This window comes from Chlorobium ferrooxidans DSM 13031 (genome assembly GCF_000168715.1).
Classification (GTDB): domain Bacteria; phylum Bacteroidota; class Chlorobiia; order Chlorobiales; family Chlorobiaceae; genus Chlorobium; species Chlorobium ferrooxidans.
On sequence record NZ_AASE01000006.1, the window covers coordinates 121174 to 133808 of the forward strand.

At 50.4% G+C, this 12635-nt stretch carries 8 protein-coding genes; 3 read left to right on the plus strand and 5 right to left on the minus strand.

Features of this window, described 5'->3' with window-relative positions; translation table 11 throughout:
- Positions 1-43: 43 nt before the first annotated feature.
- Positions 44-319 carry an HU family DNA-binding protein gene (locus tag CFERDRAFT_RS05075; protein ID WP_006366132.1) on the minus strand — a complete coding sequence of 92 codons (276 nt, stop codon included), beginning with the start codon at positions 317-319 and terminating at the stop codon, positions 44-46.
- 212 nt (positions 320-531) lie between these two features.
- On the opposite strand from CFERDRAFT_RS05075, the gene efp reads away from it, so the two are divergent.
- The 3 genes from efp to accC are packed head-to-tail and all read left to right on the plus strand — an operon-like array spanning position 532 to position 2985.
- The gene (gene efp, locus CFERDRAFT_RS05080; RefSeq protein ID WP_006366133.1) at positions 532-1098 is read left to right on the plus strand and encodes an elongation factor P; all 567 of its coding nucleotides are present in this window, start codon (positions 532-534) and stop codon (positions 1096-1098) included.
- A gap of 53 nt (positions 1099-1151) precedes the next feature.
- Positions 1152-1622 carry an acetyl-CoA carboxylase biotin carboxyl carrier protein gene (accB, locus tag CFERDRAFT_RS05085; RefSeq protein ID WP_006366134.1) on the plus strand — a complete coding sequence of 157 codons (471 nt, stop codon included), beginning with the start codon at positions 1152-1154 and terminating at the stop codon, positions 1620-1622.
- 19 nt (positions 1623-1641) lie between these two features.
- Entirely contained in the window at positions 1642-2985 is a 1344-nt protein-coding gene (gene accC, locus CFERDRAFT_RS05090; RefSeq protein ID WP_006366135.1) for an acetyl-CoA carboxylase biotin carboxylase subunit, read from the plus strand.
- Between the two features lie 77 nt (positions 2986-3062).
- Here the strand turns inward: accC and rpoC are convergent, their stop codons facing one another.
- The 4 genes from rpoC to rplJ all read right to left on the minus strand — a co-directional run.
- Positions 3063-7550, minus strand: coding sequence for a DNA-directed RNA polymerase subunit beta' (rpoC, locus tag CFERDRAFT_RS05095; RefSeq protein WP_006366136.1), 4488 nt, complete (start codon positions 7548-7550; stop codon positions 3063-3065).
- 70 nt (positions 7551-7620) lie between these two features.
- Positions 7621-11523 (minus strand): DNA-directed RNA polymerase subunit beta, encoded by a 3903-nt coding sequence (rpoB, locus tag CFERDRAFT_RS05100; RefSeq protein WP_006366137.1) that lies wholly within the window; start codon positions 11521-11523, stop codon positions 7621-7623.
- A gap of 213 nt (positions 11524-11736) precedes the next feature.
- Positions 11737-12111, minus strand: a complete 375-nt coding sequence (rplL, locus tag CFERDRAFT_RS05105) for a 50S ribosomal protein L7/L12 (protein ID WP_006366138.1) — start codon at positions 12109-12111, stop codon at positions 11737-11739.
- A 68-nt stretch (positions 12112-12179) separates the two neighbouring features.
- On the minus strand, positions 12180-12635 hold a 456-nt coding region (gene rplJ, locus CFERDRAFT_RS05110), incomplete at its 5' end, for a 50S ribosomal protein L10 (RefSeq protein WP_006366139.1).

The following is a 12635-nucleotide window of genomic DNA, read 5'->3' on the forward strand; positions in this document are numbered from 1 at the left end:
CATGATGGGCTTTAAAAGATAGCAGAAATCAAAACCTTCAGAATCAACCGCCGACCTCTTCCTTCAAAGCTTTACCCGGCTTGAATTTTACAACTTTTTTCGCAGAGATGGTAATAGCTGCACCAGTCTGGGGATTACGGCCCTGCCGTTCAGCCCTGTCACCAGTTGTAAATGTTCCGAATCCGACAAGAGTAACATCATCACCCTGCTTCAAGGATCCTGTTACAACATTGATAAAAGCATTGACGGCACGCTCGGCATCGACTTTGGTCAGATTGGCCTGCTCGGCAATTTTCTCGACTAACTCAGCTTTTGACATAGGAGATATTTATTATTGTTAAGGTAATAATCAGCTTTTTTATCAACGTTACCAATTACGTGAATTTAAACAGTACCTTACAAACTTGCAATGGCTTTTTAGCTTTATAAGCCATTGCTTTGCAGGCGGTTTGTATTCGTCACGCGCTGTGTTATATTTAAGCTCTTTTGATTAAAAAAACCTAACCAAGCAAGATATATTTTATCCGTCTTATGATTTCAATCAGTAACGTATCAAAAGGCTCCATAATCCGTTTCAAGGGCGAACCGCACAGCATAGAGAGTCTTGTCCACCGTACACCGGGAAACCTCCGTGCGTTTTACCAGGCAAACATGCGAAACCTGAAAACAGGACGCAACGTTGAATTCCGATTCAGTGCGAGTGAATCCGTAGATGTGATCGTAACTGAACGCAAACAGTATCAGTACCTCTATCAGGATGGCACTGATTATGTCATGATGGACAACAACACTTTTGACCAGATCAATGTTCCTGAGCTCACCATCGGCTCCGGGTCGCGTTTTTTGAAAGATGGCATCACCGTAACAATTGTCTTTTCCGATGATGGCGCGATTCTCAGTGTGGAACTTCCTACATTTGTTGAAGTGGAAGTGACGGAAACCAGCCCCGCATCAAAAGATGACCGGGCAACCAGCGGCACCAAACCGGCAATTGTGGAGACCGGAGCAGAGGTCAACGTCCCCATGTTCATCCAGATCGGCAGCGTGATTCGCGTCGACACCCGCACCGGCGAGTATATTGAAAGAGTAAAAAAGTAATGGTCTTTAATCGATTTAACAGGAAAAGCGTTTAATCCTTAAGTAGCATCATCATGAACCTTAACGAAATCAGGCAGCTTATTGAGATCGTCAATAGCTCGGATCTTCAGGAAACCATTATTGAGGAGGGGGATTTTAAAGTTACCCTCAGACGTTTTTCTTCAGCAGTAGTGCAGCCCTCTGCTCCGGCAGTCGCCGCACCTGCCGCACCGGCTCCTTCAACCGCAGCTCCTCTTCAGACGGCAGCTCCGGCACCTGCAGCAGTGACCAATGAGCCGATCTCCGGCCTTGTCGATGTCTGCTCACCGATAGTCGGCACCTACTATAAATCTCCTTCTCCCGATTCACCGGCATTTATTGCTGTTAACGACACTATTAAAAAAGGAGATGTTCTCTGCATTATTGAAGCCATGAAGCTGATGAACGAAATTGAGGCGGAAGTTTCCGGCACAATTGTTGAAATTCTTGTTGAAAACGGACAGGCTGTCGAGTACAACCAGCCCCTGTTCCGGGTTAAACCATAATCTTTGATCAAAAACAGCCTTGTTCAAGAAAATACTTGTAGCAAATCGCGGCGAAATTGCATTGCGTATTATGCAGACCTGTCGCGAAATGGGGATCAGTACGGTTGCTGTTTACTCAACAGTTGATGCTGAATCAATCCATGTCAAATACGCTGACGAGGCGGTCTGTATCGGACCGGCTCTCTCACGGGAGAGCTATCTGAACATTCCCCGGATCATTGCAGCGGCTGAGGTGACCAATGCCGATGCCATTCATCCCGGTTACGGCTTCCTTGCTGAAAATGCCGATTTTGCCGAGGTGTGTGCTTCTGCAAATATCAAGTTTATCGGTCCTACGGCCAAAATGATCAACCAGATGGGTGACAAAAATACGGCCAAATCAACCATGATTGCCGCCGGTGTCCCTGTTGTTCCCGGAAGCCCCGGTCTGGTCACCGATCTGAAACAGGCAATAGAGACCGCTAAAAAAACCGGCTATCCGGTCATTATCAAGCCTACTGCCGGTGGCGGCGGAAAGGGCATGAGGGTTGTGACCGAGGAGAGCCAGCTTGAAAAAGCCCTCAATACCGCACGCAGTGAAGCCGAGCAGGCTTTCGGCAACAGCGGTGTCTATATCGAGAAGTATCTGGAAAATCCCCGCCACGTCGAGATCCAGATTCTCTCCGACCAGCATGGCAACACCATCCATCTCGGTGAGCGCGACTGTACGGTCCAGCGCCGTCACCAGAAGCTTATTGAGGAGACCCCTTCACCGGCGGTTGATGATGCACTGAGAAAAAAAATGGGTGATGCCGCTGTAGCTGCGGCACGGGCAATCAACTATGAGGGTGCCGGTACCATCGAGTTTCTGCTCGACAAACACCGCGACTTCTACTTCATGGAGATGAATACCCGTATCCAGGTTGAACATCCGGTAACCGAAGAGCGCTACGATGTCGATATTGTCCGCGAGCAGATCGAAATTGCTGCCGGTGAATCGATCGAGAACAGACAATTCACACCGAAAGGCCACTCCATTGAGTGCCGCATCAATGCCGAGGATCCGGAGCATATGTTCCGCCCCTCTCCCGGTCAGCTCCAGGTATTTCATACCCCCGGCGGACATGGCGTCAGGGTAGATTCACACGCCTATGCAAGCTATGTTGTCCCCTCCAACTACGACTCCATGATCGCCAAACTGATCGTGACCGCTCACACCCGTGATGAAGCCATCGCAAGGATGTCCCGCGCGCTTGACGAGTTTATTGTTGTCGGAGTGAAAACCACCATACCGTTCCACAAGCAGGTCATGCACGCTCCGGTCTTCCAGAGCGGTGACTTTGATACCAGCTTTCTGGACACCTTCCGCTTCGAAAAGAAGTAGGCGAGTAAAAAAACGGACAATAAAAAAGGGAGACTCGCATCTCCCTTTTTTATTGCTATGCCTCGAATCCTTCCGGACTACACTTCAGAAGAGGCCGTTACTGCTTCACCATCAACACTCTCAGCAACTGCCGGAGTATCCTGACCATCTCCGGTCAGCTTGATAGCCTTGTACTTTTTCAGTCCGGTACCGGCAGGGATAAGCTTGCCGACAATGACGTTCTCTTTCAGTCCGGCAAGGAAGTCAACCTTTCCGGCAACTGCTGCATCGGTCAGAACCTTGGTGGTCTCCTGGAACGATGCGGCCGAAATAACACTCTCGGTCTGTAGTGCTGCACTGGTAATACCAAGCAGAACCGGATGAGAGGTCGCCTGAAGGGCCGGCTCAAAAGCGATCATGGTTTTGGTGTTCTTGCGCAGCTCACGGTTAAGCTTGGCAATGTCACGCATCTTGTGGAGCTGGGTATCCTGAATTCTGGCCGGAGCATCACCTTTCTCGGTAATGCGGACCTTTTCGGAAACACCTTCATTGGCATCCATAAAGGCACTCCGGTCAATCAGGTCACCGGGCAGCAGCTCGGTATCGCCGGGCTCTTCAACCCGTACCTTCTGAAGCATCTGGCGCACAATAACCTCAAGATGCTTGTCATTGATCTCAACACCGGCATTGATCTGGTAGACCTTCTGGATCTCGTTGACCAGATACTGCTGTACGGCATTGGGACCCTGAATCCTCAGAATGTCCTGTGGTGATACCGCTCCATCGGTCAGCGGATCGCCGGCCTTGACCTCATCACCTTCATTGGCAAGCACATGCTTACCAACCTGTACATAATATACCTTCTCTTCACCAAAGTCGTTCTTGACCTTGATCTCCTTGCTGCTTCTGCGCTGGGAACCGAAACTGACATAGCCGTCAATTTCAGTAACAATCGCGGGATCGGTAGGAATTCGGGCCTCAAACAGCTCGGTAACCTTCGGCAGACCGGCGGTAATATCGCCGCCGACACGATCAAGATTTCTCGGAACCTTGGCCATGATATCACCCGGAACGATCTTCTGGCCATCCTCAACATAGAGGTTGGACTTGATCGGAACCGGATAGGTCTTTTTAACCTCGCCTTTTTCATCTACGATGAGCAGGCGCGGCTCTCTGGTCTCTGTCGCTCTCAGCTTCGAACGCCAGTTGATAATGGTGTGCTGGGCAAAACCGGTCTGGGGATCAACCTCTTCCTTGTAGGTGACACCCTTCTCGATATCGGCAAATTTTATAAATCCAGGCTGTTCGGCAATAATCTGCGTACTGTTCGGTTCGCTGCTGAAGAGCACCTGATCTTTTTTGACCAGTGAACCGTTTTCACAGTTGAGATGCGCGCCATGCGGAACCTGGTAGCGCTTGAGAATTTTACCGGTTTCAGGATCGGCAATATTGATCTTGCCGTTTTTCTGAATAACAATCGAGCGGATATCCTCAACGCCATCTTCGTTGATTGCGCTGTGCTGGACACTTTTGATATCCTCGAACTGAGCCTGGCCTTCATAGAATGCCTTGGTCTCGGTTTCGGAGATACCGCCCTGCGCCGTACCACCCTGGTGGAAGGTACGAAGCGTAAGCTGTGTTCCAGGTTCACCGATCGACTGCGCGGCAATAACGCCGACAGCCTCTCCGATCTCTACAATTTCGTGTACCGAAAGGTTTGTGCCGTAGCACTTGGAACAGATACCGATCTTGGCCTCACAGGTGAGAACCGAACGGATCTCCGCCTCTTCGACACCGGCGGTCTCCTGAATCAGCTCGGCCAGCTCCTCCGTTATGATCTCTCCGGAGCGGACAACCACCGTATTGTTGAGGGTATCGGCAATATCGCGGGCGGCAACACGTCCCTTGATCTTCTCACGGAACTTGATCTGACCGCTGGTCTCCTCCTCAATATTGCGATGGACATAGAGTCCGCGGGTGGTTCCGCAATCCTCCATCGTAACAATAACATCCTGAGCCACATCGTGCAGCCTTCTGGTCAGGTAACCGGCATCGGCTGTTTTCAGCGATGTATCGGAAAGACCCTTACGGGCACCGTGCGTAGAGATGAAGTACTCAAGAACCGTAAGACCCTCCTTGAGGTTCGAGATAATCGGGTTTTCAATGATCTCACCCGGCTGACCCGACATCGACTTCTGGGGACGGGCAATAAGACCTCTCATACCGGTCAGCTGACGCACCTGCTCCCTGGAGCCTCGGGCTCCGGAATCAAGCATCATATAGAGCGGATTGAAACCTTCGCGATCTTTTTTCAGCTTCTGGTAGGACTCCTCGGCAACGATATTGGAGGTTTTCTGCCAGACGTCAACAATCTGGTTGTAGCGCTCGTTATCCGTCAGGGTTCCGCGATTGTACTCCTTGACAACCTTGGTGCTGTCACGCTGCGCACTTTTGATATGCCTGGCCTTGGTATCCGGCACAATGGCGTCGGAAAGACCGACCGAGAGACCGCCCTTCATGGCATAGTGGAAACCGACCTCCTTGATATTGTCAAGGAATTTGGCGGTCTCAACGTTACCGACTTCGCTGCTCAGTCTTCCGATCAGCTCCTTGGCAACCTTCTTATCGATAACGCGGTTGATAAATCCGATCTCTTCGGGTACATGACGGTTGAAGATAACCCTGCCGACGGTAGTCAGCAGCATGGCCTTCTTTTCAATCTGTGCTTTAAGCCAGATATTCTTTTCCGTCTTCGGTTCAACAAGGGTATCAAGCACACGGATCGGATCGAACTTCTGATCGATCTGGCCGGAGTACTGGACAAAGATCTGGGCGTGCAGCCCTACGCGCTCTTCATTGTGCGCAATCAGCACATCTTCAGCACTGTAGAATATCTGCCCCTCGCCGAAATCTCCGGGACGGGACTTGGTCAGATAGTACATGCCGAGTACCATGTCCTGTGAAGGAACGGTAACCGGTTTTCCGGACTGCGGCAGAATAAGGTTATGTGACGAAAGCATGAGCAGTGATGCTTCAAGCTGCGCCTCCTGCGAAAGCGGAATATGCACAGCCATCTGGTCACCGTCAAAGTCAGCGTTGAATGCCGTACAGACGAGCGGATGGATCTGGATTGCCTTGCCTTCGATCAGCACCGGCTGGAAGGCCTGGATACCGAGACGGTGGAGGGTAGGAGCCCTGTTGAGCAGTACCGGACGACCGTCAATGACCTTTTCAAGCACATCCCAGACAATAGGATCCTTTTTATCGATCAGCTTCTTGGCTGATTTGACCGATTTGGCTATGCCGCGGTCAACAAGACGGCGGATAACAAAGGGCTGGAAGAGCTCGATTGCCATACTTTTCGGCAGACCGCACTCATGCAGCTTCAGCTCAGGACCGACAACGATAACCGAACGACCGGAGTAGTCAACACGTTTTCCAAGCAGGTTCTGGCGGAAGCGGCCCTGCTTGCCCTTCAGGGCATCGGAGAGCGACTTCAGCGGCCTGTTGGACTCACCGGTTTTTACAGCGTTGGCCTTGCGGGAGTTATCAAAGAGTGCATCAACCGCTTCCTGCAGCATTCTCTTTTCATTACGGAGAATAACCTCGGGAGCGCGGATATCGATCAGCTTCTTCAGTCGGTTGTTCCGGATGATTACCCGGCGGTAGAGATCGTTGAGATCTGACGTGGCAAACCGTCCACCCTCAAGCGGAACAAGCGGGCGAAGTTCCGGAGGGATGACGGGGACAACCTCCATCACCATATATTCCGGCTTGTTACCCTCATAGACATAGGGTTCCGGCAACTCGTCCTCAGGGAAAAGCCCCTGCGGTTTTTTGCGGCTCTTCTTGTGCGGTTCGTAACTTTTTCTGAACGCCTCGACAACTTTAAGACGCTTGAGCGCATCGGCCCGTTTCTGCTCGGAGCTGCTCTCCTTGAGCACCTTGCGCAGATGCACCGCTGTGGTGTCGAGATCAATATTTCTGAGGAGGAGATGAATTGCCTCTCCGCCCATCTTGGCAACAAACTTGTCAGGATCGGTATCGTCAAGATCCTGATTATCTTCATATTCGGTGATAATCTGGAAATACTGCTCTTCGGTCAGACGATCAAGCTTCTTGATCCCCTGTTTCTCTCCGGGTTCGCCGGGATTGATCACCACATAGACCTCATAGTAGATGATCCTCTCCAGCTCCTTGGTAGAGAGATCAAGCAGTGCGCCGATCTTGCTCGGAACCGAACGGAAAAACCAGGTATGCACAACAGGCACCGCAAGGGAGATATGACCCATGCGTTCCCTGCGGACACTTTTGGTGGTGACTTCAACGCCGCAGCGATCACAGATGATCCCTTTATAGCGAACGCGCTTGTATTTGCCGCAGTAGCACTCCCAATCCTTGGTAGGTCCGAAAATCTTCTCGCACATCAGGCCGTCACGTTCGGGCTTGAAGGTACGGTAGTTGATTGTTTCCGGTTTGAGTACCTCACCCCTTGAGTGGGCAAGAATGCTCTCAGGTGATGCGATACTGAACTTTATCCTTGAAAAATCACCTTTAAGCGGCGATGCTCCCTGTGAAAAAATCATAGTCTATATTCCTTGTTAAACGACTCTTTTTAACGTCCATTAATGATGTACACGCCAAATAAACACATTACTAAGGAACCCTGTCGTCAATACGAATCTCAAGACCAAGTCCCTGCAGCTCCCTGATAAGAACGTTGAATGATTCAGGGATACCCGGCTCTGGCAGGTTCTGGCCTTTAACAATTGCCTCATAGGTTTTGTTACGGCCGATCACATCGTCTGATTTGACCGTAAGCATCTCCCTGAGAATATTGGCTGCACCGTATGCCTCAAGAGCCCAGACCTCCATTTCACCGAACCGCTGACCACCGAACTGCGCCTTTCCACCGAGCGGCTGCTGGGTAATGAGCGAGTATGGACCGGTTGAACGGGCATGGATCTTGTCATCGACAAGATGGCTCAGTTTAAGCATATAGATGTAGCCCACCGTTACTTCATCATCAAAGCGCTCGCCGGTACGGCCGTCAAACAGACTGACCTTTCCGTGAGCCGGAAGACCGGCTTTTTCAAGCTGCTGCTGTACCTCTTCATAGGTTGCACCATTGAAAATCGGAGTCTTGAACTTGACGCCGAGCTTTTTGGCTGCCCATCCGAGAGAGGTTTCATAAAGCTGACCGATATTCATACGACTCGGTACACCAAGCGGGTTGAGCACAATGTCAACCGGGGTGCCATCGGCCATGAACGGCATATCCTCAATCGGCAGAATTTTACCGACAACGCCCTTGTTTCCGTGGCGTCCGGCCATCTTGTCACCGACCTGGATCTTTCTTTTCTGGGCGATATAGACCTTTGCAAGCTCTTCAATTCCCGGAGGAAGTTCGTCGCCCACATTGATCTTGTATTTTTCGTTTTCACGCTCGTCACTCAGATCCTTCAGCTTGAAGCGGAACTCCTTGACAAGACGCAGAACATTGTCGTTCACTTTTTCGGAAGCGGTCAGCCCCCTGGTGAAGTCGATAGACTCAAGGAAGGGCATGCTGCTGAATTTTGCAAGCAGCGCATCGTCAAACGCGGAGCCTTCAGCGATGAGAACCTTACCCTTGTCGCTGTTGACTGCTACTGATACAGCGCCTTCAAGATGCTGTTTCAGCCATTTGGCAAAGCGCCTGCGCAGGTCAAACTCTCTGCTGTCAAATCGCTTGTCAACCGCCTCAAGTTTCTCCTTGACATCCATGCCGACTTTTTTCTTGCGGCTGAAGAGCTTGGTCTTGATGACAATACCCTTCATACCGGCAGGCACATGCATCGATGCATCCTTGACATCACTTGACTTGTCACCGAAAATCGCACGAAGCAGCTTCTCTTCCGGTGTCGGATCGCTCTCGCCTTTCGGTGTGATTTTTCCGACCAGGATATCGCGCTCCTTGACTTCGGCGCCAAGACGGACAATACCGTTCTCGTCGAGGTTTCTGAGCGCATCCTCACTGACATTGTAGATGTCACGGGTAAACTGCTCTTCACCACGCTTGGTATCGCGAACGTTAGCCTCAAATTCATGAACATGTATCGAGGTAAAGACATCGTCATAGACAAGCCTTTCACTCAGAATGATAGCATCCTCAAAGTTGTAGCCACGCCATGGCATGAAGGCTACCAGTACATTTTTGCCAAGAGCCAGCTCACCGTGATCGGTTGATGAACTGTCGGCAAGAACCGACCCTTTTTCAACCCGGTTGCCGATATGCACCATCGGCTTCTGGGAGATACAGGTATCCTGGTTCGAGCGCTTGAACTTGATCAGCTTGTAGGTTTTAAGACCTTCATCAGGATCAAGAAGCGAGAGGCGCACATCATTTTCAACACTGATATCGTAGCGTACCTGTACATATTCAGCCGTAACATCCTCAACAACACCGGTACCCTCGGCAACAATAACCGAGCGGGAGTCCCGTGCAACCTTGCCCTCCATACCGGTTCCAACGACCGGAGCTTCGGAGGTGAGGAGCGGAACCGCCTGGCGCTGCATGTTTGCACCCATCAGTGCACGGTTACCGTCATCATGCTCAAGGAAGGGGATAAGTGCCGCTGCCGCACTGACAATCTGAACCGGAGAGACGTCCATATAGTTGACATCCTCGGCGGCAACAACGGGATAGTCACCCTTTGTCCTGGCCTGAACCGTCTCAAGAGCGATCCGGTTATTGGCGTCAAGCGGTACGCTGACCGGAACTGTGATCTTGTTCTCTTCATCTTCAGCCGAAAGCATCAGCACCGTGCCGGTTACCTGACCCTTCTCGACAACGCGGTAGGGGGTCTGGATAAAGCCCTTGTCATTGATCTCCGCATAGACCGAAAGCGAAGAGATCAGACCGATATTGGGACCTTCAGGTGTTTCAATCGGGCAGAGCCTTCCGTAGTGGGTATAGTGAACGTCACGAACCTCGAAGCCTGCACGCTCTCTGGTAAGACCACCCGGTCCAAGTGCTGAAACCCTTCTCTTGTTGGTCATTTCAGCCAGAGGATTGGTCTGGTCCATAAACTGGGAGAGCTGACTGGTCGCAAAGAAGCTTGATACAACGCTTGAAACGGTTCTTGCATTGATCAGGTCTGCCGGAGCGATCTTGTCGGAGTCCCGTGAATTAAGCTTTTCACGGACATTCTTGCCCATGCGGGCAAGTCCGATCACAAACTGGGCGGCAAGCTGCTCACCGACCGAACGAACACGACGGTTCGCAAGGTGATCGACATCATCAACTTCGGCCAGGCCGTTGACAAGATTGATGAGGTAGTAGATAACCGAGATAATATCATAATGCGTCAGTACCAGAATATCCTCACCGACAGGTTCATCGGAAAAGGACTGAATGGTCTGCAGAATTTTATCGTAGATGGTATCCGAAAGCTTCTTCAGCTCGGGTTTGCCAGCCAGATAGGTGTCGAGCTCTTCAAACTCACGACCGAGCTTTTTCTTGATCCTGTAGCGGCCGACATCACCCAGATCATACTTTTTCTGGTTGAAGAAGGTTCGCTCAAGGAAGCTTCTTGCAGCATCAATATCAGGCGCCTCATTGGCCCTGAGCTCTTCGTAGACAATTTCAAGTGCCTCTTCCTCAGTCGCTGAACTGTCATTGAGGATGGTATTGATAATGATCGACTTGTCCTTGCCTTTGTCACCGCCGGCAAAGCTCTTCATCACCTTGACACTCTTGTAGCCTGCGGCAAGAATCTGCTCGAAGATCTCCTCCGTGATCGCCGTTCGTGCACTGACAACTTCACCGGTCTGCATGTCGACGATATCGGAAGCCAGATACTGACCGACAAGCTGCTCCTTTTTGCCTGCTTTCAGAGGAACCTCTTCAACGAGGTCAAAGAGACCAAGTATATCCTCGTCCCTTGTAAAGCCTATCGCACGAAGCAGTGCACTGACCAGAAAATTCTTTTTCTGATCGATATAGACAAAAATCTGATTATTGATATCGGTCTGGAACTCGATCCATGATCCCCTGGTAGGCACGATCTTGGCCGAGTACATTTTTTTACCGTTCGGATGAACCGCCTCACTGAATACCACACCCGGAGAGCGGTGAAGCTGGGCAACAACAACACGCTCGGCACCATTGACAATAAAGGTACCCCGCTCGGTCATAAAGGGGATTCTGCCGAGATAGACCTCCTGCTGAATCGTCTCCTTCCAGTCGGTCTCATCCGGCTCGTCCTTGTAGGAGAGCTTGAGCTTGACTTTCAGCGATACATCATAGGTCAGACCCCGTTCTATACAATCCTCAACAGTGTATTTGGGTTTGTCAAAACTGTATGAGATATACTCAAGCAGATAGAGCCCTCTGGTATCGGTAATAGGAAAAGCGCTGCGAAGAACCCTTTCAAGGCCCTGATCCTTTCTCTTTGCGAGCGGAACGCTATCCTGCAGGAAATTATGAAATGAATCTAACTGAACTTTTAATAAGTCGGGCGGCTCTATTATACTTTGGATTTTGGAAAAGTCAATACAGGGTGTTGTCGCATCAGCCACTTTCACATGCACCTCGCTTTTATCAATTGCATGAATTACTTACAGATTAAGTCAGAACAAAGCTCCACAGAAACTCTGCCGGTCGCATAAACAGCCGGTTTATCTTAATCGTATCATCACAGGAACTATCATCTCAACAGAACTTATACAAACGGACAAAGCTCCGTTTCAGATCGAAACGGAGCTTGCTGTAGTAATGACTCTTTTCAAAGATTACTTCAACTCAACAGATGCGCCGGCGTCTTTCAACTCTTTGGCGATTTTTTCAGCTTCATCTTTCGATACAGCTTCCTTAACCGTCTTCGGTGCACCGTCAACAAGATCCTTGGCCTCTTTCAGTCCAAGACCGGTGATTGCACGGACAACCTTGATAACATTGATTTTGCTTTCGCCTGCTGCTGTCAGCACAACGTCAAACTCGGTCTGCTCTTCTTTTGCAGGAGCGTCAGAAGGAGCGGCAGCAGCAACACCGGCCACAGCGACAGGAGCTGCACTTACGCCAAACTTTGTTTCCAGAGCCTTAACCAGTTCAGAAGCCTCTGTGAGCGTCAACTTACCAATTTCCTCTACAAGTGTTTCGATAGACATTATTCCCCTCTCTTGTTTAATTTACAATTATGATAATTTCTTGAGTGCGTAATAGTTTGGTTGTACCGTTACTGCTTCTGCTTGGCAACCTGATCGAGTACCGATACGAGGTTCCTTGCAATCGCATTAACAACGATCGGCACAGAACTGACAACATTGTTGATCAATCCGGCTGCACGACCGACATTTTCCGTCTTGGTCAGCATTTCAGAGAGCGCTGGAAGCGAATCGGCTCCAAAAACGACTCCATCAATGGCTGCCATCTTGAACTTCAGCAGTTCATTGGTTTTGCTGAACTTCCTGATGACTTTGGCGGGAGCAAGCGGATCATCATATCCGAATGCAACAGCTGTTGTGCTTTTCAGACCGGCGGCAAGCTTGTCAGCTCCATCCAGATCCTTCAGCGCTTTCTTAATGAGTGTATTCTTGACAACACGGTACTCAACACCGACCTTCCTGAACTCACCGCGAAGCTCCGCCATTTTCGCTACGCTCAATCCCTGGAATTCCGTCAGATATATGCC